This window comes from Labrys sp. ALF-8, assembly GCF_059699065.1.
The window spans coordinates 3,403,545-3,428,384 of the sequence record NZ_AP048537.1 but is presented as its reverse complement, the minus strand read 5'-3'; the positions used below and the strand labels follow the sequence as shown (position 1 = coordinate 3,428,384).

Here is a 24,840-nt window from a genome sequence, read left to right as displayed (position 1 = left end):
GACCTCGCGGAGCGAGGCCGGTACGATCGCATGGGGAACAGAGCTTGGAAGAATTCGGCTCCAATTGCCGGCTGATCGCCGTTCATCTCGATGAGCGCAGCATCGGCCGCGGCAATCCGGACCAGGAACACGAGCGGCGGGTGGCGGCCTACGACCTGATCGAGGAGAACGCCTTCGCACCCGTAGGCCACGACTCGGGTCCGTACGGCCTGCACATTTCGCTGCAGGACGGACGCCTCGTTCTCGACATTCGCAATGCCAACAGCGAGCCCGTGGTGGCGCATCTGTTGTCGCTCACCCCGCTGCGCCGGGTGGTGCGCGACTATTTCGCCATCTGCGACAGCTACTACGCCGCCATCCGCAGCGCCACGCCCTCGCAGATCGAGACCATCGACATGGCGCGCCGGGGCCTGCACAACGAGGCTTCGGAGCTGCTGCGCGAGAGGCTCTCTGGCAAGATCGAGCTCGATCTTGCCACGGCACGCCGGCTCTTCACCCTCATCTCCGCCCTCTACTGGAAAGGCTGAGGCGTGACAAAGGGCCGCCGTCCCCAGTCGGTCCTGTTTGCCTGCGGGCATAACGTGATCCGCTCGCCCATGGCCGAGGCGATCGGACGCTATTATTTCGGGCGCTCGATCTTCTTCGGCTCGGCGGGCGTGCGCCCCGGGGAACCTGATCCCTTCGTGCCCATCGTCCTGGAGGAGATCGGCATCTCGCTCGGCAAGCATCGCCCGCACAGTTTCGAAGAGCTTGAGGAATGGGAAGGCCTGAATTTCGACCTGATCATCACTCTCGCCCCCGAGGCTCACCACAAGGCGCTCGATCTCACGCGCACGCTGGCCGCCGACGTCGAATACTGGCCGACGCCCGATCCCAGTCTCGCCAGCGGCAACCGCGACCAGAAACTCGACGCATACCGGGCTCTGCGCGAAGGCCTGATCGACCGCATCACCGCGCGGCTGGGATGAAGACCGAGCCGCGCCTGTTCCCCGCGAAACCATGGCGGCAGAACGTCGTTCTTTTAGACACAACTATCCTGTATAAGCCGCGTTGCGATTTTCCCGCTCCCCCACTATCGTGCGCGGCGATGAACCGGAGGTTTTGATGCGCGTTCTGCGTTCCCTTGCTGTAGCCGCCCTGTCGGCCTTCACCCTGACGGGCTGCTCGATGTTCGGCTCCGTGCCGCCGAACAACGTGCCGCCGACGCTGCCTAAGCCGCTGGACAACAAGACGTCGCTGCCCTTCCCCCTGAAGCGCACCTTCGTGGCGATTTCCTACAAGGATCAGCCCTTCAAGGATGACCGTCCCACCATCCTGATCTCGGACATGAACCGCGGCACGGGCTTCTCGGCCTGCAACAACTGGTCGGCCACCATTCTTCCGCGCCAGGACCAGCGCCTCGTGATCGGCCCCGTCGCCATCTCCAAGCGCAAATGTGCCGACCGTCTGATGCATAACGAGCAGGTTTTCCTGTTCGTTATGCGCACCTCGCAGGAATGGTTCTACGACGGCTACACGCTCACTTTCCGCGGCCCCTACGGCGAAATGAAGTTCCAGCCGGCGGCATAAGCGCCGCACCCCGGCGGATATGAGAAAGGCCGGTCTCTCGACCGGCCTTTTGTCTGTCGAGACCGCCGTCAAGCGCCGAATGTCGCCACCGGCTGTTCCTCGACATGGGCGCCCCCATACTCCTTCACCACCGCGAGACGCCGGTCGTGATAAGCCACCAGCGATGAGCGGTGCCCAATTGAGACGATCGTCGCCTGCGGAAGCATCTCGCGCAGAAGACGGTAAAGGCTGCCTTCCGATGTTTCGTCCAGTGCGGAAGTAGCTTCGTCCAGGAAAAGCCAGTTGGGCTTGCGCAAGATGGCGCGAACGATCGACACGCGCTGTTTCTCGCCGCCGGAAAGTACGCTCTCCCAGTTCTCCGAGGTATCGAGCCTGCCCGTGAACCCTTCCAGGCCGACGCGCCGGAGCGCGTTCTCAATATCGGCCTGCGAGAAGCCAGTCTCGGGAAGGGGATAGGTCAACGCCGAGCGCAACGTACCGAGGGGCATGTAGGCTCTCTGCGGCAGCAGCATAACATTTTCGTCCGCGGGCACTTTGATGGCGCCGGAACCAAAAGGCCAGATACCGGCCAGAGCCCGGAACAGTGTCGTCTTTCCCGACCCGGATGGACCGGTCACGAGAGTGCTCTCGCCCTTCCGAAGTACAAAGTCGGCCTTGCTGATCAGAGGCTGGCCATTGGGCAGGTTGACATTGAGCGATTCGGACGAAACCGTCTCCCCACCGCCGCCCCGCACGAGCGAAATTCCACCCGCGGCGCTCGACTCGGCCTTGTGGATGGCCTTGTCGAAGTTCGTCAAACGATTGACCATCGATTTGAACTCGGCGATGTCGCGGTAATTCGTGATGAAGAACGAGAAGGATTGCTGGACGTTGCCGAATGCATCCGAGGTCTGCGTCAGGGTTCCCAGCCTCATCGAGGCCGTCGCGAAATAGGCGGGTGCCAGCATCACGAAGGGGAGAACGACCAAGGCCTGCTGATAAGCGAGATTAAAGACACCCAGTTTCATGCGCCGGATCAGCACGTCCAAGGTGTTCCTGAAGACGTGCTGGAAATTGTCGGCGAGATTGACACGTTCGACCTCCTCGCCATCCAGCAGGGCGATCTGCTCGGCATTTTCACGCACACGCACCAGCGCATAGCGGAAATCTGCCTCGAGGCGCTGCTTCTGAAAGTAAAGCCCGACCAAGGGACGGCCCAGATAGTGGGATCCGAAGGTTACGACGACCGAAACGATCAGGGCAGCCCAGACGAGATATCCCGGTACGTTGGCGAGATCGAAGCCGCCGATGCTATATGGAAACTGGCTGGAGATCGCCCAAAGGATCTGGATGAAGGCGTAGAGGGTCAATATCGTGTTGAAGATCAGGATGTAGTAGTCGAACCCCTTGTCTATGAAGTCCCGCACGTCCTCTGAGATACGCTGGTCGGGGTTGTCCGATTGAAGGCCAGTCACCGCCAACCGATAATGCGTCTTGTGCGACAGCCATTGACCGACATAACGGTCCGTCATCCAACGGCGCCAGCGGACCTTGAACCATTCGGTGGCGAATAGTTCAATCAGACCGCGCGCAATCCAGATCGTGGCAACGGCAGCGAAGAATGCCAGTTCCGCCCAGAACGCCGCCTGGTTCTTGTCCTGAAGCGCCGTGTAGAACCGGTTGTTCCAATAGTTGAAGATGACCGTCAGATAGACCTGGACGACATTCAGGATAACGATGAAGCCGAGAAACAGCTTGGCAGTCGTATCCTCACGCATTGAAATGCCGAAGAAGCGACGGCGTGCGCCGTCGTGGCGCTCAAAATAAGGATTTGCGAGGTTGATGATTTCGCGAAGGAGGGGAATGTAACAGATGCCGAGGTTCAGGAAGACCAATATGGCCGAGATGATCGGGGATCCCGCCTGCGGCAGATACGGCACGAGATCGTCTGGTACGGTGCCGGCCGATGCCGCCCACGAGATCAAGCCAAAGATCAGAAACGCTATCGCGAACAGCCCGATCAGAAAGCGCATGACCATCGGCACACGCGTTGCTGGGTTCGGCACCCCATCGCAAACCAGCAGGGCGACCAGGACAAGAATGGACAATATCGGGAGGTAGTCCGAGGCATTTCCAAGGTAAACACCTACCCCGAAACCAAGGGTAGCCAGGCCTGTAAGGCCCGCGAGGATTTTGATCATGGAAACGGCCTTTCGGGAGGGGCGTGCGGGACAACGGCGTGCAGCCAATCGCCCCAAACATGGAGAATTTAGGTTAATACAACCCTGTCACGGGCCTTTTGCAGCCGCAAATGATCAAATCGTAAGGTTGTTCAGCTTTTTGTGAGAGCGTGTGAGATGCAGGGAGCCGCCTGCGGAGACAGCGCTTACGGCATCGGGAGAACAGGCTTGGCGCCAGGCGCCATCGCAGTTAGGGCGCTTCGCCATCGCGCCAAGGCCCGACGCCGGAATGCCCAAGGCGCCCCAAATAAAAAAGACGCGCCAAAGCGCGCCTCTGAATGGTTTGTCGGGAGATCCTCCCGGTGTTCCCACCGGCACGTCTCCCTTTCATTATTATCGTCTACTCTTCCTTCACGCGAACCGGTCGTCCCTTCCGCTTGAAGATGCTCGTATGGCTCAAACAGCCTTGAGGTTGCCGGCCGCGGCCTTGCCCGTCTTGCGATCGGTCAGGATCTCGTAGCCGATCTTCTGGCCTTCACGCAGCTCCGGCAAGCCGGCACGTTCGACAGCGGTGATGTGCACGAACACGTCGCGGCCACCGTCATCTGGCTGAATGAAGCCGTAACCCTTCTGGGTGTTGAACCATTTTACGGTTCCCGTGCTCATAGGTAGTCCTTCACTTCGTTCCAAAGCATGGACGACCCACGTTTGACCGTGCATCGCCCGGTTCTGCGAAATTTGGGGAGGTGTCCTGAACGTGCGCCCTGCCAAGCAAAGGCGTACCGGCCCAGTCGTCCGGCCAAATCGACGCTAAATCGATACCACATGTTTATCGAAATCCACAAGGGCACCCGGATGCTCGGAGAAAACACAGTTCTGCCATTCCTTGCTGCCACGGCTTGCTCTATGCATGCAGCCTCTATGGCTGCAGCATCGCCTGCCCGTTCTGCCTGTGGACTTGCATTCTGAATGATCGCCTTTCTGCGCCCCTGCCTCGTCCTGCTCGCCCTAGCGGCGGCTTCGCCCGCTCTCGCCGACAGCGCCGACCGGGACTGTTCGAAGGGTGCCGCTTCACAGCGCATTCCTGCCTGCACCCAGCTTCTCGACCGCCAGATGGCCAAGTCGACGAAGGCCCTGGTCTATTATCGCCGCGGCCAGGCCTATGCCGAGACGGGCGACGACGAGAAGGCCATCGCCGATTTCGGCGTGGCGCTGGACCTGCGCCCGAAGGACGTCTCCGCCTTCACCGCCCGCGCAGACGCCCAGGTGCGACTCGGCCATGCCGATGCGGCGCTGGCCGACTACACCAGCGCGATCGCGCTCGACCGGCGTTCCTCGCTCCCCCTGGTCAACCGCGGCTTCGCGCTGCTGCAATTCGATCGCAACCAGGATGCCATCACCGATTTCGACGCCGCCATCGCCCTCGATGCGCGTGACGAGGAGGCCTGGAAGGGCCGGGGCGATGCCCATCGCGCCCTCGAGGACCACATGGAGGCGATCGACGACTACACCCAGGCCATCCGCATCGACAAGACCTACAAGAATGCCTTCTATGCCCGGGCTCGCTCCCTGATCGAGATGAAGGACTATCAGCGCGCCCTCGAAGACCTGCGAAAGGCGCTCGAACTCGATCCCGAATTCGATTCCGCCTTTTTCAGCCGCGCCTATGTGGAATGGCAGCTCGGCGACACCGAGGCAGCCATCACCGACTATACCAGGGCCCTGGCCCTCGACACGGATTTCCCTGCCGCCCGGCTCGAGCGCGGCCAGCTCTTCGCCTCGCTGCATCGCTACGACGAAGCCATGGCCGACTATGACGAGACGATCCGGGAAATGCCGTCGAACGACCAGGCCTACGTCTCGCGGGGCATCGCCTGGCGGGAACTGGGCGATTACGACAATGCGGTGTCCGACCTCACCAAGGCACTGTCGTTGAAGGGCGGCGAGGCCGATACCCTCAATGAACGGGCGCAGACCTATCTCGCCGCCGACCGCTACGACGAAGCCCTCACCGACGCCAACGCCGCGATCACGGCGGACGCGACCGTACCGGATTATTTCGTCACCCGCGCCAAGGTGCAGGAAGCCAAGGGCAGCCGGGACGACGCCATCGCGGACTTTACCAAGGCGCTGGAACTCGATCCAGGCAGCAAGCCGGCCAAGGGCGGACTGTCGAGGCTAAGCGCCACGCCGTGAGGCCGGTATGCCGGCCCGTGGGGTAGAGCGCACTCGAATCCAGCCACTCTTCCTATCCGGCCGAGGGCTCCCCGATCAGAGCCTCTGCAGCCAGTCGACCAGGCGCTGCGTCGCCGCCTGCAGTTGCTCGGGGCTGCGCAGGTAGCACAGCCGCATGAAGCCTTCCCCGCCCGCGCCAAAGGCGGTGCCCGGCGCCAGGCCCACATTCGCCTGGTCGACGATCTCCAGCCCGAGACGGCGCACATCCGGCTTCCCGTCCACCGCGAAGAACAGATAGAAGGCGCCGCTGGCGGGCGCAAAGCGCACCTTCCCCGTGGCTCCCAGACCCTTCACCACGATATCGCGCCCCTGCCGGGCCCGGGCGATCTGGTGCTGCACGAAGCTCTCCCCCCGCTCGAGCGCCGCCACGCCGGCACGCTGGAGGAATGGTGCGACGCCCGATGTGGAATATTGCAGAAGGTTTTCGATGATCTGCCCGAGTTCGGGCGGCGCTTCGATCCAGCCGAGCCGCCAGCCGGTCATCGCCCAGTTCTTGGAAAAGGTATCGGTGAAGACGATGCGGTCCTGCGGCGTGCGGATATCGCGGAAGGAGGGTACGCGTCCGCCGGCATAATGGAAGCGCGTGTAGATCTCGTCGGCGAAGATCCACAGCCCGTGCCGGCGCGCGAGATCGAGCACGAAGGCGAGATCCTCGGGGGTGGCGACCCAGCCTGTCGGATTGGACGGCGAATTGATGAAGATGCCGCGTGTGCGCGGCGTAATGGCATCGCTGAGGCGCTGGTAGTCGAGCTTCCAGCCATCGTCGGTGAAGACCTGCGGCACCATCACAGGCTTGGCGCCGGCGACGCCGATGGCGGCGGCGAAATTAGGCCAGGCCGGTGTCGGTACGATGACCTCGTCGCCGACGCCGGCGATGATGCGAACGACCGTCTGGATCGCATGCATGCCGGACTGGGTGACGAAGAACCGCTCCGCCGCAAAGGGCTTGTCGAAAAGATTGGTATGATAGCGCGCCAGCGCCTCGCGCAGATCCGGTATGCCGCGCTGCCAGGTGTAGAAGGTCTCCCCGGCGGCCAGCGAGCGCGTCGCCGCCTCCGCAATGAAGGCAGGGGTGGGAACATCACCCTCCCCGGCCCACAGCGGGATCAACCCCTCCCGGAGCCGCCCATAGTTCATCACCTCGACGATGCCGCTTTCCGGCGCTCCCAGCGCTTCCGGCCGCAAACCGTCTAACAGGGAGGGGGCGGGCGGAAACTTCTCGGCAGCGGCAGTCACGGCGATGTCCTTGTGAGAATGAAGTACTCACCATAGGACATCGCCGCCTGCGTCGAAAACCAAATCTTGGAATGGATCCGATAGACGAGGCGAATGTCTTGGTTCCGAAGAGACCGGCCGAAGCCGGCGCTCGCCGAGCCTTATTTCGTAGCCAGAAGGTCGCGGATTTCGGTGAGGAGCTTCACGTCCTCCGGAGGCGCGGCGGGCGGCGGCGGCGGCGCCTGCCGGCGCAGCGTATTCATGCCCTTGACCATCAGGAACAGGATGAAGGCCAGAATCAGGAAGTTGATGACGACACTGACGAAATCGCCGATCGCGAAGGGAGTACCCAGCTTGCGTGCATCCGCGAGAGAAGCACCGGTGGGCGCCTCGCCCCGCAGCATCAGATAGATATTCGAGAAATCAAGCCCGCCGGGCGTCAAGGCGCCGATGATGGGATTGATCAGGTCATCGACCAGAGCCGTCACCAGCTTGGTGAAGGCAGCGCCGATGATCACGCCGATCGCCAAGTCCATCACATTGCCCTTGAGGGCAAATTCCCTGAATTCCTTGAACATGAAACCTCCAAACCTGGGTCAAGCCGCGAGCCCGTGCTGCCGCGAAAGCCCGGGTCGGCAGCGGGCCGATACCGTAGAGTTACGATCACCTTGTCGTATCGGCCGGACACCGGCCTTACCTTTTTAGGTACGACGCTCTAGCAATAGCCTCATCAGGCTTCAAAGCAAGCAGGTATCAGGCCGGACGCTCCAATTCGAAGACCCTGTCCACTACTGAGTAGTCCCTGTAGCCCAGACGAGAAACGATCCGCATCGCAGCCGTATCCATCCGGCCGTCGCGGATGAAGCGATCGTCCACGTAAATGCCCACCACTTCGCCGCAGACCAGCCAGGCATCGCTCGGCTGGCCTTCCGCGTCGACGAGGTGGACGGTCTGGGTCCAGCGGCATTCCAGCGCCGCGGCGGCGCGAGCGACGCGCGGCGGCCTGACGAGGTGCGAGGGGGCCGCCTCCAGTCGTGCATGCTCCATCTCGCTCTGGCCGCGCGGCAGGCGGGCAGACGTGGCATTCATGTCGTGAATGAGGTCCTCGGTGACGAGATTGCAGACGAACTCCTTCGTCTCCTCGGCAAAGACGACGCTGTCCTTGCGGCCGTCCGCGGCGAAGCCTACCAGATGCGGTCGTGCCTGGAACGCATTGAAGAAGGAGAAAGGCGCCAGGTTCACGGCACCCGAAGCCGACTGGGTGGTGATCCAGCCGATCGGACGGGGTGCCACCAGGGCCTTGAAGGGATCGTGCGGCAGGCCATGGTCACCCTTGCGCGGTTCGTAAAACATGGAAGCGCCGTTTCAATGGTTCAGGGTTTGGGCCAGACGCCGGAGGAAGCCGGCGCAGGCCTCGAATTCGGAAAGAGCCATCCATTCGTCCGCGCCATGGGCCTGTTTGATCGAGCCCGGCCCGCAGATGACGGTCGGAATTCCGGCGAGCTGGAAATGACCGGCCTCGGTTCCGTAGGAGACGGCCTGCGTACGATTGCGCCCGGCAAGGCGCAACGCAAGCGTCTCCGCCAGCGAACCGGGATCGGGCGCCAGGGGAGGCACGGAAACGTCGCGCACCGTGGTGATGGAAGCCTCGGGTGCATTCTGCCTCAGGCGCGGCAGCACGACCTCCTCGCTGAAGGCGCGGATCCGGTCCGGCACGAAGTCCACCGGCAGGGACGGCAGGCCGCGGCATTCCCAGACGATGCGTGCCTCGTCCGGCACGATGTTGATGGCCTTGCCGGCCGTGAGCAGGCCAGCCTGCGCAGTGGAATAAGCCGGATCGAAGCGGCCCGAGGCATCGCCGGCAGCCATCAGTTCGTCCGCGATCTCGTCGAGATGGGCGATGATGCGCGCGGCGGCATGCAGCGCATTGGCGCCGAGCGCCGGCATGGCCGAATGGGCCGGCCGTCCCGTCACCACTGTGACGTAGCCAGAGAGCGACTTCTGCGCGTCGACCACTTCCATCAGGGTCGGCTCCCCGACGATGCAGGCGCGCGGCAGCGGCATCTCCTTGCCGAAGCGGTGGATCATGTCGAGGCTGCCGAGGCAGTTGATCTCCTCGTCATAGGAGATCGCGAGGTGAATGGGCGCCCTCAGCCCCGCCGCGAGAAAATCCGGCACCAGCGCCAGGGCCGTAGCCACGAAGCCTTTCATGTCGCAGGTTCCCCGGCCATAGAGCCTGCCGTCGGCAAGGCGCGCCTCGAAGGGCGGCGAACTCCAGGCCTGCCCCTCCACCGGGACGACATCGACATGGCCGGAGAGCACGATCCCGGGGCGGTCCGCCGGGCCGATGGTGGCAAAGAGCGCGGCCTTGTCGCCCTCCGCGTTCGGCAGGCGGATGGACGGGACGCCGTGGGCCGAGAGATAGTCGGAGATGAAATCGATCAGTGCCAGGTTGGAGCCGGAACTGATGGTGTCGAAGGATACCAGCTTCGCGGTGAGTTCGACGGGGGTATATCGAGGCGGCATGGGACGTCCTGGGTGCACGGGCATCCTGCCCGTTCTTCCTTAGTCGGTAAACGGCCGGGTTTTCAAGAACGGGTATCCTGCCATGGCTGCTTGCAGATCGAAGCGCAGGATCGGAATATCGATCACCGATCGACAATCTTGGAAACGACGCGCTCTGCGAGGAAGGAAGAGAGCGATCGGTAATCGCTCCCTCCACGTCCGGCGCACCTTGCCCCGCGAAGTCGGCCATGGCGGGTGGTCATAGCCGCCAGGGCCGGGCTACGCGCTGACCAGCTCTTCCGCCTCGGCCTTGTCGAAGTCGTAGCGGGTATTGCAGAACTCGCAGGTCACGATGATGGAGCCGTCGTCCGCCACCATGTCGCGGCGGTCCGCCTGCGAGAAGTTGCGCAGCATGCCCGTCACGGCCTCGCGGGAGCAACGGCATTTCTCGATCACCGGCGAGCTCTCGAACACGCGGACGCCGCGCTCGTGGAACAGGCGATAGAGCAGTTCCTCCGCCGGCACGTTGGGATCCGTGAGCTCGTGATCCTCCACCGTGCCCATCAGGAGCTTTGCCTCGACCCACGCGTCATCCTCGCGCTGTTCGAGCACCTGCGCACCCTCAGGCGCGTCGCCGGGCGACAGATCGGCCATGCGCATGCGTTCGGGTGAAGACGGCAGGAACTGGATCATCATGCCGCCGGCGCGCCAGCTCGAGCCCTCCCCCGCGACATAATTCTCCGCGACGGCCAGTCGCACGCGCGTCGGAATCTGTTCGGACTGGCGGAAATACTGATCCGCCGCCGCTTCGAGGCTCTCGCCTTCCAGGGCCACGATACCCTGGTAGCGCGCCATGTCGGGCCCCTGGTCGATAGTCATGGCAAGGTGCCCCTGGCCCAGCAGCTCGATGGTGCCGGCGCGGCCGCCGGCGATCGCCGCAGCCACCGCATCCTTGTCGAAGGTCGCGCAGGCGCGTACGCGATCAGGGGCCTGGAAGTCGACGACAAGCATGCGCACAGGCCCGTCGGTACGGGTCTGCAGGATGAAGCGGCCATCGAATTTCAGCGTCGTGCCGAGCAGCAACGTCAGCGCCGCCGCCTCGCCGAGCGCACGCGACACCGGCGCCGGGTAATCGTGCCGGCGCAGGATCGTGTCGATGGCGGGGCCCAGCCGCACGACCCGGCCGCGCACATCCAGACCCTCGGCCTGGAACGGGAGGATGTGGTCATCCCCCATCAAGTGAGGTTCGTTCATGCAGCAGCCTGTCCGAAGCACCAGGCGAGCACGCCCTTCTGGGCATGCAGGCGGTTCTCGGCCTCGTCGAACACCACCGATTGCGGCCCGTCGATCACCTCGTCCGTCACTTCCTCGCCGCGATGCGCGGGCAGGCAGTGCATGAACAGGGCGTCGGGCCTGGCAGCCGCCATCAGCTTTGCGTTGACCTGGTAGGGTTTCAGGAGATTGTGGCGATGCCCCTCGGCATCGCCCATCGACACCCAGCAATCGGTGACGATGCAATCCGCGCCATCCGCCATTTCGAAGGGATCGGTGCCGACTTCCAGACGGCCGTTGTTGGCCTTCATCCAGTCGACCGTTTCCTGGCGCACCGTGAGTTCCTTGGGCGCAGCCACCCGCATGGTGAAGTCGAAGCGCTGGGCAGCCTCGATCCAGGAGGTCAGCACATTGTTGGCGTCGCCCGTCCAGGTCACCGTCTTGCCCTTGATCGGGCCGCGATGCTCCTCATAGGTCAGGATATCCGCCATGATCTGGCAGGGATGGGAGAGCTTGGTGAGGCCGTTGATCACAGGAATGCTGGCATTGGCGGCGAGTTCGCACACCGCCGCATGGTCGAGCATGCGGATCATCACGGCATCCACGTAACGTGAAAGAACACGGGCCGTGTCGGCAATGGTCTCGCCGCGGCCGAGTTGCATCTCGGCGCCGGTGAGCATCAGGGTCTCGCCGCCAAGCTCGCGCATCCCTACGTCGAACGAGACTCGCGTGCGGGTCGAAGGCTGCTCGAACACCATGGCCAGCACCTTGCCGGTCAGCGGGCGTTCTTTCGCCACCGCGCCCTTGACGCGCTTGGACTTGATCGAGGCGGCAAGGTCGAGAACGTTCCGCAGCTCCGGCGCGGGAATCTCCGAGAGATCGAGAAAGTGCTTCATGGTCAGTTTCCGGCGGTCTTCAGCGTGTGCGAGAGGGCGGCACAGGCAGCCTCGATACGACGCACGCCTTCGAGGATCTCGTCGTCGTTGATGATCAGGGGCGGCAGGAGGCGCACGACGTTGTCGCCGGCGGGGATGGCCACCAGCTTCTCGGCCCTGAGCGCCGCCACGAACTGGGCAGGGGTCACCTTCGCCCTGGTCTTGATGCCGAGCATCAGGCCTTCGCCACGGATCTCCTCGACCACGTCGGGGAAACGGTCCTTGATCTCGGCGAGGCGCTGGCGAAGCAGGAGGCCGGCCTGGGCGACATGTTCCAGGAAACCCTCTTCCAACACGACGTCGAGCACGGCATTGCCCACCGCCATGGCGAGGGGATTGCCACCGAAGGTGGTTCCGTGCACGCCGGCGGTCATGCCTTTGGCCGCCTCGGCGGTGGCCAGGCACGCACCCATCGGGAAACCGCCGCCGATACCCTTGGCGACGGCCATGATGTCGGGCGTCACGCCCGCCCATTCATGGGCGAAGAACTTGCCGGTGCGTCCGACACCGGTCTGCACCTCGTCGAAGATCAGCAGCAGGCCTTTGGCGTCGCAGATCTGGCGCATGCCCTTCAGGCAGATCTGGGGAAGCGTGCGGATGCCTCCCTCGCCCTGGATCGGTTCGACCAGGATCGCGCCGGTCTCGGGCGTGATGGCCCGGTCGAGCGCCTCATGATCCCCGAACGGAATCTGATCGAAGCCATCGACCTTGGGGCCGAAACCTTCCAGATACTTGGCCTGGCCGCCGGCTGCGATGGTCGCCAGCGTGCGCCCGTGGAAGGCTCCCTCGAACGTCAGGATGCGGTAGCGTTCCGGATGACCGTTGGCCGACTGATATTTGCGAGCCATCTTGATGGCGCACTCCAGGGCCTCCGCACCCGAATTGGTGAAGAACACATAGTCGGCAAAGGTCGCGTCAGCGAGCCGGCGCGCCAGCTTCTCGCCGAGCGGCATCTGGAAGAGATTCGAGGTGTGCCAGATCTTCTGGGCCTGTTCCGTCAATGCCTCGACCAGATGGGGATGGGCATGGCCGAGCGCATTCACGGCGATACCCGCGCCGAAATCGAGATAGCGCTCACCGTCCGAGCCATACATCCAAACGCCCTCACCTCGCTCGAACGCCACGTCCGCGCGGGCATAGGTCGGCAGGATGGCCGAGGAGGCGGAAGCGATGGGCTGGGCGGTCTTGGGAGAGGCGGTCACGTGCGTAACTTTCGCTTGGCTGGGTTGGCTGGTTTGTACAGTCCTACGGGGTGAAGATGACAGGGCTAAAAAATCAAAACGCCGCCCCAAGGTGCTGCTTGGGGGCGGCTGTTTCGCGAAAATATATGAGACTCGAAGACGTTGCTGTCAATGGGCGCGTTGCGGCCCGATCGATGGAGCGATGGCGGCGGCCATGAATGCGCCGGCAGGCTTCGGGCCGCGAGCGGCACTGTTCTCCTCGCCGAGGGAACCGTCCGCCGCACGCCTTGCCGAACCGGGGACTCTCCGTCATGCTCTCCCGACGCTCACGAGGTCCTGCGCATGTCCCTTCTCACGCTGCTCGCCTTTACCCTCGTCGCCTCGATCGCCATCGCGACGCCGGGCCCCACCGTCCTGCTGGCGCTGGCCAATGGCTCGCGATTTGGCGTACGCCGTGCCTGCGCCGGCATGTTTGGCGCAGTCCTGTCGGATTTCGTGCTGGTGGGAGCGGTGGCCGTCGGGCTGGGAGCGTTGCTGGCTGCCTCGGAGTTCTGGTTCGCCGTCGTGAAGTGGATCGGTGTCGCCTACCTCGCCTATCTCGGCATCATGATGCTGCGCTCCAAGGGCATGCTTGATGCATCGCTGAACGCCGGCACGCCTGGAGATGCCAAATCAGGACGCGCCATCTTCCTCAAGAGCTTCCTCGTCGCCGTCACCAACCCCAAAGGCTATCTGTTCTGCTCGGCCCTGCTGCCCCAGTTCATCGCGCCAGGCGCCCCCCAGATCCCGCAATATCTGATCATCGCCATCGTCTTCGCCGCGCTCGATTTCGTCATCATGTTCGCCTATGCGGTGCTCGGTGCCCAGGCCATTCGCCTCCTCAGGAAATCCGGCGCCCTCTGGCTGGACCGCATCTGCGGCTGCGCATTGCTCGCCCTGTCGGGCTCGCTGGCGCTCTATCGGCGCGCGGCGGCGTGAAGCAAGCGGCACAGGCCCTCAGTTGACGATGCGCTTGACATAGGGACTGTCCAGCGAAAAGGCCGGGATCTCCACGTCGAAGGTCTCGCCGCTGTCGGCAACCATCTGGTAGGTACCCACCATCATTCCCGATGGCGTGCCCAACGGACAGCCGGAAGTGTATTCGTAGCGCTCGCCGGGATCGAGCACCGGCTGCTGCCCCACCACGCCGGGTCCTTTCACGTCCTCGCGGCGGCCGGTTTCGTCGGTGATTTCCCAGGCCCGGGAGCGAAGTTGCACCGTCTCCGGACCCATATTGACGATCTCGATCGTGTAGGCCCAGAAATAGCGCCCTTCAGCCGGTCGGGACTCCTCGGCGAGGAATTGAGGCCGGACCGTCACTTTGATGTGGCGCGTGATGCGTGTGTACATGTTCCCGATTTACGCCGGAGGCACGCCTGCGGTCAAACGCCGCCGGCCCGATGCGACATTCCCCGGGCCAGAAGGGCGAAGATTGCGGCCAGGACCAGCGCAGCGGCGGCGCCGTAGGAGGCGAGGGTGAAATCGCCGGTCGCGTCATGGAGATAGCCGGCGGCCGAAGGACCGACAATCTGCCCGACGCTGAAAGCCACAGTCATCACAGCGAGGAGCCGCTGCGGATTGCCGCCGCTGCGCTCGCGCGCTGCCACGAGGCCGAGCGCGGTGATCCCCATGAAGGTGCCCCCGAGCAGCACGGCCGCCGTCAACATGCCGGCCTCCGTCGCCACCGCCACGGAGGCGCCCACCCCGACCGCCTCGATCACGCAGGCCGCCGCGAAGGCGACGAGCGTGCCCTGGCGTGCCGCCACCTTCAGCCAGAACGTGACTGAAAAGGCCGCGCTGACGCCGACGATGAACCAAGTATAGGGCTCGATCGCCCAGAGCTCGGGCTCCGCGCGGATGATGGCGACAAGGAATGTGGCCGTCACGACATAGCCGAGCCCGAACAGGCCATAGGCCAGCACGAGGGGGAGGATGCCGCCGCTGAACCTGGGCTTCGCGATCTCCCTTGCCGCCCGCTCCAAGGGCTCCTCGTCGATCTTGGCGACCGCCATGCCGGCAAGCAGGACGCTCACCAGGCCGGTGATCAGCCACTCCATGCGCCAGCCGAGGCCCGCCCCCTCGACGAGGAGCACGAGCAGGGCCGACATGGCGATACCCACGCCGACGCCCGAGAAATAGATGCCCGGAGCGCGGCCATCGCCTCGGGCTGCACTGCGCTCCAGAACGAGGCCGCTGGCGAAGACCAGCACGCCCGCGCTGGCAAAGCCGGCGATGAAGCGGATCGCCATCATCGACCACACATCGGAAAGACCGGCCATGCCCAGCGTGGTAAGGCAACTCGCGACCAGGCAGGCCGCGAGTATGAGTCGGCGGGAGCCTCGTACCGGCAGCGCCGCCGCGAGAGCTCCGGCGAGATAGCCGATGAAATTGGCCGAAGCTATCAGTCCCGCCTGCCCACCCGTCAGGCCGAGATCGGCCATCATGCCCGGCAGGATGGGCGTATAGACGAAGCGTCCGATGCCAAGCCCGGTGGCGAGCGCGGCAAGCCCGCCGACGGCGAGCGAATGAGGCTGGTTACGAGCCATGGGCCGGGCACCGGCAATGACGATGAAAGGCAACGAAATGCATAAAAGACCTTTGGCAATCGGGAGTCCGGAAATGCGTGTGACCTGCTAGAGTGTTGCCGCATCGGATCGAGTCGCAAGACACATCGTTCCAGGCGATCATGGGGAGGCTCGCAATCCGGGAATATCGTCCTTCGAGGATTGGGCGTATGCAGCCCGCCACCTGGGAGGCCAGCCGGAGCGGCGGGTCATCCCGTCGAGTTCGGTGGAGCGTCTCTGCCATGCCGCGAACCGCTTTCCTCCGAGGACCACGTCCATGACCGAACCCGTCATCCTCGTCGATCCCCTTCCCCGCACGCTCGACGTGATCATGACGCCCGAGATACGGGCTCGTCTCGGAAAGCTCGGCCGCCTCGTCATTTCCGAACAACGCCCGATGAGCGACGAGGAGATCGAGCTCCACCTGCCGGAAGCGGTGGCGATCGTCGGCCAGACTGCCATGCCTCGCGAGCGGCTCGACCGCGCGCCCGGGCTCAAGGCCATCGTCAATGTCGAGACGAATTTCCTGCCCAATGTCGATTACGCTGCCTGCCAGCAGCGCGGCATCTGGGTACTCACGCCGGCCTCGGCCTTCGCCGCGCCCGTGGCCGAGACGACGCTCGGACTGTGCATCGACCTTGCCCGCGGCATCAGCGCCGCCGACCGCGCCTTTCGCGCGGGAACAGAGACCTATGGCCTCGAGGCCAATCTCGATACGGTGCGCTTCGAGGGCGCAACCGTCGGCATCATCGGCTTCGGCGACCTCGGCCGCAAGTTCCGCAAACTGATCCACCCCTTCCGAAACGAGGTGTTGGTCTACGATCCCTGGCTTCCAGCCGAAACCATCGAACGGATGGATTGCCGGCAAACCGATCTCGATACTCTCTTGTCCCAAAGCCAGTTCGTCGTGGTCTTCGCCTCCGTCACCACCGAGAACGCCCATTTTCTCGGCGCTAGGGAGTTCGCCCTCATGAGCAGGGGTGCATGCTTCCTGCTGATGAGCCGAGCCGCGGTGGTGGATTTCCCCGCGATGCTGGCCGCGGCGCGCAGCGGCCACGTCCGCGTCGCGACCGATGTCTTCCCGGTGGAGCCGGTGCCGCCGGCCGATCCCGTGCGCACCACGCCGAACATGATCTTCTCCGCCCATCGCTCGGGCGGAACCGCCGATGCCCTCCTGGCGATCGGCAGCATGGCCGTCGCCGATCTCGAACTCATCCTCCGCGGCCTGCCGCCCCAGCTCTGCCGCCGCGCCGACCCCGCCATCGCCGCCCGCCTGCGCTCCCAGCCGGTGAGCAAGACATGATCCGCAAGAGGCCTTGCCTAGCCGGGCCGGAACGGGATACAAGATCGCTGACGCGGGTGTAGTTCAGAGGTAGAACGTCAGCTTCCCAAGCTGAATGTCGTGGGTTCGATTCCCATCGCCCGCTCCAAAAAAGCCCTTAAAAGTCAGTACTTAGCGACATCTTCCAAGGATGCGCGAAGCGAACAAACCGGGAAATCTCGGGACCATTTCGGGAGTTTCGGTGCAAAGAGTCCCGTAAAAGCCCCGACGTGATTTACGAGTGACGACTGACGCTCCAGCAAATCGAAGTCATTGGCTAGGCCCAGTATTCTCCCTCTGGGGGAACTCGTGCGCTTGGCGCCCGTTCTTGGGGATGTGATGCTCAACGGAGGCGATCATGTCGGACACAAAGCGGCCTAAGGAAGAAAAAGGCGAGCAGCCGGAAGCACTGCGGGAATTCGAGGCAGCCGCACGGGCTCGCGGCAAGAAACCAGATGAATTGGGCGTTTCGGCAGATGCCGCGACTGCAGCCATACCTGATAGTCCCGATCGCAAAGACAAGGCAGCGACTGATGTGCTCAAGGCGGGTGTAGCGCATGATCCCAAGGCGATGACAGAAGTCGTGCAGAAATCTAAAGATCCTCGGATTCCTTAGCCTAGTTGAGGGCGCTGGGATCATTCGCTCTTTTGGTTTGCCTCTGCTTCGTTTCCTACTGACCTGAGACCCTGGTCTTCCTCCAGATTTGGTAGAGTCCGCCGATCATGTGATGCGCTCACAGCCAGTCCGCGAGCAGGTCCGCTGGTACGACACCCGCCGGAAGCAGCGCCATGGCGGCGGCGAGGAGTGCGCGCGCATCCTCCGGCAGTCCCAGGCGCCGCATCCAGGCTGCATAGGCGTCCGATATCCTGAACTGCCAGCCGGTCGCGCCCTGTTCCGCGGCGATACCCAACGCCCTGTCATAGGTGCTGGCGATCAGTTCAGACGATGCCCCTTCCAGCTCGAGCGCCTGCGCCTTGGTGGCTTCCAGGAAGCTGGCGAACTGCTGCTCGCCATTGCCGGCGATGCGCTCTTCCTGCGCCGCGATCTCCTCCAGGGCCTCCCTGCCCCGCGAAGCCATTACCAGGAGTTCCGCCCGAAGCGCGCCGAACCATGACTGCCAGGCCTCGAACCCCGTGGTCCGCCAGAGGGCGATGCCGCGATCGAGCATCGGCAAGCCTTCTTCGACATCCCCCTGCCGCGCGATCACCCATCCTTTCACGATGGTCGCCATGGCGACGAATTCGGGGAAGCCCTGTTCCCCCGAGAAGGCGATGCAGCGCTCCGCATAGAGCCGCGCATGCTCCACGTCGCGGCGCAGGCAGGCGAGAACGAAGTTCGCCAGCATCGCAAACCCCTGCGAATGAGGCTGCTGCATCCGTTCGGCGAGCGGCAGCGCTTCGCCGACGAGCCCGCGGGCCGTCGCGACCTCTCCGCAGGCATAGCTCGCCAACGCCAGGTAGAACCGGCCGAAGACGCCGAAATCCATCATGTAGCGCGGATAGAGGCCGCCATGCTGGGCGGGGTCGTAGAGCCGCACCGACTGCCGAAGCAGGCGACGGCTCTCCCGCGGCTGGCCGGCATGGAAAAGCACCATGGCGAGCATGTTGTTGCCGGCCATGACATATTCGGGCGTCGGCTGCGTCTGTGCCGTCGCCACCAGTTCGCGCGCGAGACGCTCTGCGAGCCCGAGTTCTGTCCGCGCCCAATGGAAGAGTGCAAGACCGTAGGTCACCGGGAACTGGGCCGGCTGCCCGGGCAGAGCTTTCATCGTATCGAAGGCGCGGCGCTGCACGTCGCCGAAGAGCGGGCTGCCCGGCCCGTTGCGAACCATCTGGGCCGGGCCGAGCAGGGCCAGCAGATCCAGCTCGGCCAATTGCCGCGCCTCTCCCTGCTTCGCCTCCTTCAGGCCGTCGAGGCCCGTCTCGAGATGAGCCACCGCCTCGGCGACGCCGCCATGCTGGATGGCCTGCATGGCTGCGCGCAGCCACCATTGACCGGCTGCCAGGGGATCGCCGGCCGACTTGAGGTGGCGGGCCACGAGTTCGGGCGAGTCGAGCACGCCGCTTTCGGCGGCCGCGATGAGCTGGGCAGCGACGCGCTCGTGCAGTTGCCGCCGATCGCGGGCCAGAAGGGAGCTGTAGGCGGCGTCCTGAACGAGCGCATGCTTGAAGACGAGAAGATCGGCATCGTCGGAGGCCGTGACCAGGCCGGACTCCAGCAATTGCGAAATCTCGTTTGCGAAGGCCCCCGCCTCGACCCTGGCGACCGCCGCCACGAGTTCGACCGAGAATTCGCGCCCGATCACCGAACCGATCTGGGCGATCGTCTTGGCACGCCCCAGCCTGTCGAGCCTTTCGCCAAGCAGGTCGCGCAGGGTCTCCGGCAGGTCCGAATCAACGCCGTCCTGCCCGGCGTCCACGATCATGCGCGTCATTTCCTCGACGAAAAGCGGCACGCCATCCGTATGGGCGACGATGCGGGAGACGACGCCCGGCGCCAGACCGGCGCCGCTCGTGAACGCATTGACGATAGCCGTGCTCTCGGCGCTGCCCATCCTGCCGAGGTTGAGCGTGGTGACGTTGCGCCCGTCGCCCCAGGGAAATGGCCTGCCGGGCCGCGAGGTGCCCACCACCATCAGGGGCGCGGTCCCGGTCTGGCTGGCGATCTGCGCCGCCAGCGCGCCCGAGGAAGGATCCATCCAGTGCAGGTCCTCATAGATGAGGAGGACGGGCGCTCGCCGGGCCGCCGCCGTCAGCAGGCGCAACAGCACATCGAAAGTGCGCTGCTGCTGCAGGTGCGGGCTCATGACGAGGCGAGGCACCTCCGGGCCGGGCGGGATCGACAACAGCGGCGCGAGCAGGGCCAGCGCTTCCTCGCTCTCCTCCCCCTCGGTGCGCAGCAAGGCGCGCAGCTTGACGATGCGGGTGGCGGGGCCATCCTCGGGCTCTATCTCGCAGATCCGTTCGAGCAGATCGATATGCGGATGCAGGGCCGTGTTCACGAGTGTCGATTTGCACTGCATCCACAGCACCAGATGCGGCTCGTCCGCCAGGCGCTCCGTGAGCGCATTGGCAAGGCGCGACTTGCCGATCCCGGCTTCGCCATAGATGGAGACGAATTCCGACCGGCCGCCGCGGGCGCGCGCCCAGCATTGCGCCAGGATCTCCTGCTCGCTTACGCGATTGACCATGGGCGTGCGGGCCTGGCGCAGGCGGCGGGCAAAACGGCTTTCGTCCCGGATCTCTCCGCCCACGGTGAAGACGCGGACGAGCTGCTGGAACCCCTTCAGCTCGTGCAAGCCGAAGTCATCGAGTGCAAAGGAGGAGGCGACCAGCCTCTGGGTCGCCTCGGCGATCACCACGCCGTTGGGCGGCGCGACATTCTGGAGGCGGGCGGCGAGGTTGAGCGGCGAACCGACGAGGTTGTCTTCCAGTCCCTCGGCCGCATTCTTCAAGGACGCGACGACCGTGCCGGTGGCGATGCCGACGCGGACCTTGAGCGAGACGCCCTCGGGCGCACCATACTCCTCGCCGAGATTCTCGACCGCGCGCACGATCTCCAATCCCGCCCGAACGGCCGCGTGGGCGGCATCCTCCAGCGCGACCGGGTGGCCGAACAGGATGCGCATGCCGTCGCCCAGCCGGGCGCTGACGAAGCCGCGATGGCGCTCGGCCACCGCGGTGATCGTGCTTTGGTACCCGTCCATCAGGTCGACCAGATCCTCCGGGTCCATCCGGTCGACGAGTTGGGTGGCTCCGACGACATCGGCGAAGAGCACCGTAAGCAACCGCCTCTCCCCGAAGGAGAGCTGCGTCACGTTTGTCGCGGCCGCCTTATCCGCGGCGCCGAGTACGGGTACTGGCGCTCTCTCCTCCAGGCGAACACCGCAACCACCGCAGAAGCGTGCGGTCGTCGCGTTGACGTAGAGACATTCCCGGCAAATCCTACTCACGCCGTCGGCCGCTCCTCGGTATCAGTGCACCCTGAAGCGGGGCTGGACCAGTGCCGGATGCCCCGCCGCATTGTTGAAATTGCTCAGCGCGAAGGTGAGCAGCATATCATAGTCAAGCCCGACCGCGTTGACATCGTTGGTGGCGTTCTGGGCCACCGGTCCCGGCCGGTTGGCGAACCATTGCGCCCATTCCTTGGAACCCGGTGGATAAAGCAGGAAGGGCTTGCCGTCCTGCGGAAAGACCTTGTTGGGCGAAGGATAGAGATTGGCGACGAACGGATACTGCGATGTGCCGTGGCAGCTCATGCAGGACGAAGCATGCACGCCCTTGTCGAGGACCTTGCCGTTGGTGAGCACCACCCCATGCCGCAATGAAACATCGATCGGGCCCGACAACCGACCGCCCCAACCCAGCGTCTTGCGGGAATAGGAGGGTGCCTGCGGATTGATCCAGGTCTCATCGAGCTTGCCTGACGGACCGATGCCATCGGGATATTGCGCAAGTTGCGGATCGTTGCCCCACTGGGCGCCGAGCGGCACGAGGCGGTCCCAGGGCCGTTTCCCCGGCGCCGTGCGGTCATAGACCCAGGTGATGAAGACCCATCCCGTCTCGGGCGAGGCGATCGTGTCCTTCACGATGGCGTCGAACTGCAGCACGCGCAATTCCGTGACCTGCGGCGTGTTGGAAGGCGGATTGGGATCGTTGTAGGGCTGGAACGGCGGACGGAACACGTTCCAGACGGCGGAATTCTCCACCACCGGCCATTGCTCGGGCGTGGCCGTTACCGCACCTGCCTTGATGACGAGCGCCCCTTCCGGAAAGACGACGGCACGCGCATTGGGGTTGAAGGGATCTGCCCACACCTTGCGCAGCATGGTCGCGGCAACGGGATCGTAATAGATGACCGTGTGGTTCTGGATATCGGCGGTCAGATCTGCATAGGGCAGGAGAAGGGGGCGGACCGCGTTCGCCGCCGCCGCCCGGGCCGCGAAACTGTTGCCCTGGATGACCTGCCCCGAGAAGGAGCCGAGAATGGCCTCGCGCCCGCTGGTGGCATCCGTGCCGCTGATTTCGGCGGTCCACGGCATGCTGAACCACCCCCGCGTCACCGGATTCCAGTTGTCGGGGTCATCGATCATCGGCTCCATGGAGGCTTCCAGGAACTGCTTCAGCGCATCGACGTAGCGTCCGACATTGGCTGGCGTGAGCTTCTCGCGCGGCGCCTGCTTCAGCCAGAGGCTCTCCGCCGTCGCCGGATAGTCATAGTTGGAGATACGATAGGGACGCGACCATTCCGCCGGCGTCGGATAGAGAGCGTTGTTGGCGGCGAACGGATCCGCGGCCAAGGCGTGCTCGGCTGGCCAAAGAAAGCCGGCGCACAGGAAAAGGGAAGCTAGGCCGACATCACGTATACTATACCGAAGTGCTCGCCCCCGGGCTGTCATGGCTGCTGATCTCCGCGCGTTGAATAGTCGTGAGGGATTGACGCTACGAGAGGAAAAGTCCCGAAATGGTCCGCCTTCCTCCGATACTACCGAAAAAGACGAGAAGCAGATCGCCGGCGTGAGCCGTAGTGATATGCCTATCACTACGGAAAACGGAACAGGTTTTTTAACTATATTGATATTTTGGAAAAGGATTAATGCCAAATTCTTTCATTACATTCCAGGCTCTCATGACAAACACAAGGAGGTTTACGGAGTATAATACCACCGGGCTGTGTCTAACAACTGCGACTTTCCTCCGTTCGTGCTCAATTTATCGGCGCGAGTGCCCAGTCCGAGGTCGTTCGCCATCGACAATCAAAGCGACGTCGGCACCTCGTCTGCCTTGAACAGGCAATATGGCTGGGTCGGCCGATCGCGGGTCCAGCTCTTCATCCAGCCATATTGAGGCGACCGCTCGAAAAAGCCCGACGCCTCGAAGGGCGTGCCGCAGGCGCGGCCCCAGCGTCCCTGCAGGGCCAGCGACTTCGCCAGCGATCCCGTGGTGACTTTCCCGTCGAGAGAGCCCCAGGGATAGTAGGGCGCGTGCCCACCGCCGCCATAGTTGCCTGGATCGACATCGAAATGACCGCAGATGGTGCGCCCGCTCGGCAGGTCGTTGCAGGTGTAGACGTCGCGATGATCGGCCAATATGCCGCGCGCGGCCGCATCGTCGAGGCGTCCCTCATGCGCCGCCATCAACTGGTCGAAGCGGACCCGGCGAGCGCCGCTGCCCAGAATGTTGTCGTAGCCCGAGCCACCGGTATCGAGGACGCGGATCGGAACCGAAAGAGGAATATTGCAGCTGCAATAGTGGCCCGACGTGAGAGGAGGCTGCAGTTCCTCGTGGGCCTTCGTCAATTCGTAGGCCGCGATGCGCTTCGTCGAGGCTTCCGCCAGCAACCAGGTGTTGGCATAGCCGCCATTGTTGCCCTGCCGGAACAGATCGACCCACTGCTCGATCGTCGCGGCGCGCTGTCCGGCACGCCGGGCACGCAGGAAATACGGCAACCCTGCCGGATCGAAGCCCGAGGCGCCGATCGACGTCGAGGTGACCACGAGTCCTGCACCATTGAGCCCGAAATCCATGCTGCTGGCGATGTAACCAGGCACGCTCTGCATCAAGATGGGCAGCCCCTCGCCCGAGGGCGGTACGAGATGCGTGACCAGATTATAGAAATCTCCGTTGGCGAAGCGCTGCCATGTCGTGTGCGCGGCCACGATCTCCCCATCCGCCGTCCAGCCCCCCGTCGCCACGAAGGCGCTGCAATGGTGGGGATGGAAATGGTGCTGGGTGGAGAAGCGTCCATTGGCGACGATCTCCGCCAGGCGCGCCGGGTCTCCGGGCATGGGAACGATGGGCTTGAGAGCACCGGACATCACGGCCGGCAGCCATTGGCAGATCATCTCCGGATAGCCGTTCCAGCCCAGGATGTCGTCGATGGAGATCTCCGCGGCATCGGCCTCGCGACTGGCGTTCGCTCCATCCACGATGCCCCGCAGTTCGTCCAGCGCGGCGCGACCGGAACCGTCCTTCAGCCGGCCGCCGTCATCGTTCGCCATGCGGTCGAGCCACATGGCCCGAGCATTGGCGGCAAACCATGCAAAGGGCAGGCCCGTGTCCTGCCACAGCAACGCACCGATGCTCTTGAGCGCGTCCCTTATCTCTGCGGCAAGAAGATACCCATGATGCCAGCCGCGATCATAGGGTTGGCCTTCCACGCGGAGATACAACCAGCCTTTATACTGGCGCAGACTCCCGCTGCCAGACACGACGGTGCTTGGAGATTGCCTCATCTCGTCCAGTGACATTGCAAATGGACTCCGAAAACATCGCTCCCAAAAGTGTAGTCAACACGCCCGCACGCAAGACCAAACCCTCAATTCGACGCAGTCTTCGGTTTTCTCGTCCGACGCCCCCAATCCCTCGTCAATTGCACAGACGCAATGAATGCCCCCCAACATTCGTCATTGCGGTGCATCCACGCACTCAGATGGCGCGCACTACCGCTTTCGTATACCATTCTATTCCCGTAAAATCTGGTGACTTTTCAAAATTTTGCTGTTGAATCACGGGCGTGTCACATCGCTTGCCGCATGCAAGCCTGGGCATCAATACGCTTGGGAACGGATGGTGCTAATGAGCGATCCCATGGATCTGCATGAGGGAAAAGACGAATCGGTCATAACTCCCCTCCTGACCCGATTTCGCGGCCTCACCACACCGGAACATCGTCGGTTCGCCATTGCCGAGTTCGAGTTCGAGAGTGGCACCGTCATCCGCATACCGATCGCGAGCGAGGCGATGGTTTCCTTCAATTCGGCCCTGGTGCTTTGGATGTCGCGGACCACGCCGACGGGGGCAGTCCGCCACTAGGGCAAAGCGCGTTCAGGCGGAAACGCCGCT

22 protein-coding genes and 1 tRNA gene are annotated in these 24,840 nt (G+C 63.8%); 9 read left to right on the top strand and 14 right to left on the bottom strand.

Annotated features, from left to right (window positions below; genetic code table 11):
* Positions 1 to 44: 44 nt before the first annotated feature.
* The 3 genes from AC6H34_RS15795 to AC6H34_RS15785 all read left to right on the top strand — a co-directional run bounded on the left by AC6H34_RS15795 (position 45) and on the right by AC6H34_RS15785 (position 1,569).
* Complete coding sequence (locus tag AC6H34_RS15795) at positions 45 to 527, top strand: UPF0262 family protein (protein ID WP_497539376.1); 483 nt, start codon at positions 45 to 47, stop codon at positions 525 to 527.
* Between the two features lie 3 nt (positions 528 to 530).
* A complete protein-coding gene (locus AC6H34_RS15790) occupies positions 531 to 968 on the top strand; it encodes an arsenate-mycothiol transferase ArsC (RefSeq protein WP_448148956.1) in 438 nt (145 codons plus the stop codon).
* A 136-nt stretch (positions 969 to 1,104) separates the two neighbouring features.
* Complete coding sequence (locus AC6H34_RS15785; RefSeq protein ID WP_448148957.1) at positions 1,105 to 1,569, top strand: META domain-containing protein; 465 nt, start codon at positions 1,105 to 1,107, stop codon at positions 1,567 to 1,569.
* Positions 1,570 to 1,637: 68 nt separating this feature from the next.
* Here the strand turns inward: AC6H34_RS15785 and AC6H34_RS15780 are convergent, their stop codons facing one another.
* Complete coding sequence (locus tag AC6H34_RS15780; RefSeq protein ID WP_497539375.1) at positions 1,638 to 3,749, bottom strand: ABC transporter ATP-binding protein/permease; 2,112 nt, start codon at positions 3,747 to 3,749, stop codon at positions 1,638 to 1,640.
* Between the two features lie 435 nt (positions 3,750 to 4,184).
* Positions 4,185 to 4,394, bottom strand: a complete 210-nt coding sequence (locus AC6H34_RS15775; protein WP_068286760.1) for a cold-shock protein — start codon at positions 4,392 to 4,394, stop codon at positions 4,185 to 4,187.
* A 303-nt stretch (positions 4,395 to 4,697) separates the two neighbouring features.
* Here AC6H34_RS15775 and AC6H34_RS15770 point away from each other — a divergent pair, with 303 nt between their 5' ends.
* A complete protein-coding gene (locus AC6H34_RS15770) occupies positions 4,698 to 5,924 on the top strand; it encodes a tetratricopeptide repeat protein (protein ID WP_497539374.1) in 1,227 nt (408 codons plus the stop codon).
* A gap of 75 nt (positions 5,925 to 5,999) precedes the next feature.
* On the opposite strand, the gene AC6H34_RS15765 is transcribed toward AC6H34_RS15770, so the two are convergent.
* The 7 genes from AC6H34_RS15765 to AC6H34_RS15735 form a co-directional block, all read right to left on the bottom strand.
* A complete protein-coding gene (locus AC6H34_RS15765) occupies positions 6,000 to 7,199 on the bottom strand; it encodes a pyridoxal phosphate-dependent aminotransferase (RefSeq protein ID WP_497539373.1) in 1,200 nt (399 codons plus the stop codon).
* A gap of 140 nt (positions 7,200 to 7,339) precedes the next feature.
* A complete protein-coding gene (gene mscL / locus AC6H34_RS15760; protein ID WP_497539372.1) occupies positions 7,340 to 7,756 on the bottom strand; it encodes a large conductance mechanosensitive channel protein MscL in 417 nt (138 codons plus the stop codon).
* Between the two features lie 175 nt (positions 7,757 to 7,931).
* Positions 7,932 to 8,531, bottom strand: a complete 600-nt coding sequence (locus AC6H34_RS15755; protein WP_497539371.1) for a flavin reductase family protein — start codon at positions 8,529 to 8,531, stop codon at positions 7,932 to 7,934.
* A 12-nt stretch (positions 8,532 to 8,543) separates the two neighbouring features.
* Positions 8,544 to 9,704, bottom strand: a complete 1,161-nt coding sequence (gene argE / locus AC6H34_RS15750; protein WP_497539370.1) for an acetylornithine deacetylase — start codon at positions 9,702 to 9,704, stop codon at positions 8,544 to 8,546.
* A gap of 258 nt (positions 9,705 to 9,962) precedes the next feature.
* On the bottom strand, positions 9,963 to 10,937 hold the full coding sequence (locus AC6H34_RS15745; protein WP_497539369.1) for an Hsp33 family molecular chaperone: 975 nt from the start codon (positions 10,935 to 10,937) through the stop codon (positions 9,963 to 9,965).
* Complete coding sequence (gene argF, locus AC6H34_RS15740; protein ID WP_448148965.1) at positions 10,934 to 11,851, bottom strand: ornithine carbamoyltransferase; 918 nt, start codon at positions 11,849 to 11,851, stop codon at positions 10,934 to 10,936. Before argF ends, AC6H34_RS15745 begins: the two co-directional genes overlap by 4 nt.
* A 2-nt stretch (positions 11,852 to 11,853) precedes the next feature.
* Positions 11,854 to 13,062: an aspartate aminotransferase family protein gene (locus tag AC6H34_RS15735; RefSeq protein ID WP_448151341.1), complete on the bottom strand. Its 1,209-nt coding sequence runs from the start codon at positions 13,060 to 13,062 to the stop codon at positions 11,854 to 11,856.
* 351 nt (positions 13,063 to 13,413) lie between these two features.
* Here AC6H34_RS15735 and AC6H34_RS15730 point away from each other — a divergent pair, with 351 nt between their 5' ends.
* Positions 13,414 to 14,049 (top strand): LysE family translocator, encoded by a 636-nt coding sequence (locus AC6H34_RS15730; RefSeq protein WP_497539368.1) that lies wholly within the window; start codon positions 13,414 to 13,416, stop codon positions 14,047 to 14,049.
* Positions 14,050 to 14,067: 18 nt separating this feature from the next.
* Here AC6H34_RS15730 and apaG read toward each other — a convergent pair whose 3' ends face one another.
* Together apaG and AC6H34_RS15720 are read right to left on the bottom strand one after the other, a co-directional pair.
* The gene (gene apaG, locus AC6H34_RS15725; RefSeq protein ID WP_497539367.1) at positions 14,068 to 14,460 is read right to left on the bottom strand and encodes a Co2+/Mg2+ efflux facilitator ApaG/CorD; all 393 of its coding nucleotides are present in this window, start codon (positions 14,458 to 14,460) and stop codon (positions 14,068 to 14,070) included.
* Between the two features lie 32 nt (positions 14,461 to 14,492).
* Positions 14,493 to 15,656: a YbfB/YjiJ family MFS transporter gene (locus tag AC6H34_RS15720; RefSeq protein ID WP_497539366.1), complete on the bottom strand. Its 1,164-nt coding sequence runs from the start codon at positions 15,654 to 15,656 to the stop codon at positions 14,493 to 14,495.
* Between the two features lie 295 nt (positions 15,657 to 15,951).
* Between AC6H34_RS15720 and AC6H34_RS15715 the strand changes: the two genes are divergently transcribed.
* From AC6H34_RS15715 to AC6H34_RS15705, 3 genes are all read left to right on the top strand, one after another.
* Positions 15,952 to 16,977 (top strand): hydroxyacid dehydrogenase, encoded by a 1,026-nt coding sequence (locus AC6H34_RS15715; protein WP_497539365.1) that lies wholly within the window; start codon positions 15,952 to 15,954, stop codon positions 16,975 to 16,977.
* A 52-nt stretch (positions 16,978 to 17,029) separates the two neighbouring features.
* A tRNA-Gly gene (locus tag AC6H34_RS15710) sits at positions 17,030 to 17,104 on the top strand.
* A 249-nt stretch (positions 17,105 to 17,353) separates the two neighbouring features.
* Positions 17,354 to 17,611, top strand: coding sequence for a hypothetical protein (locus AC6H34_RS15705; RefSeq protein ID WP_497539364.1), 258 nt, complete (start codon positions 17,354 to 17,356; stop codon positions 17,609 to 17,611).
* Between the two features lie 118 nt (positions 17,612 to 17,729).
* Here the strand turns inward: AC6H34_RS15705 and AC6H34_RS15700 are convergent, their stop codons facing one another.
* From AC6H34_RS15700 to AC6H34_RS15690, 3 genes are all read right to left on the bottom strand, one after another.
* Positions 17,730 to 20,948 carry an ATP-binding protein gene (locus AC6H34_RS15700; RefSeq protein WP_497539363.1) on the bottom strand — a complete coding sequence of 1,073 codons (3,219 nt, stop codon included), beginning with the start codon at positions 20,946 to 20,948 and terminating at the stop codon, positions 17,730 to 17,732.
* 21 nt (positions 20,949 to 20,969) lie between these two features.
* Positions 20,970 to 22,295 carry a hypothetical protein gene (locus AC6H34_RS15695; protein WP_497539362.1) on the bottom strand — a complete coding sequence of 442 codons (1,326 nt, stop codon included), beginning with the start codon at positions 22,293 to 22,295 and terminating at the stop codon, positions 20,970 to 20,972.
* A gap of 456 nt (positions 22,296 to 22,751) precedes the next feature.
* Entirely contained in the window at positions 22,752 to 24,167 is a 1,416-nt protein-coding gene (locus tag AC6H34_RS15690; protein ID WP_497539361.1) for a C45 family autoproteolytic acyltransferase/hydrolase, read from the bottom strand.
* A gap of 406 nt (positions 24,168 to 24,573) precedes the next feature.
* Here AC6H34_RS15690 and AC6H34_RS15685 point away from each other — a divergent pair, with 406 nt between their 5' ends.
* Positions 24,574 to 24,810, top strand: coding sequence for a hypothetical protein (locus AC6H34_RS15685; RefSeq protein WP_448149064.1), 237 nt, complete (start codon positions 24,574 to 24,576; stop codon positions 24,808 to 24,810).
* The last annotated feature ends 30 nt before the right edge of the window (positions 24,811 to 24,840 follow it).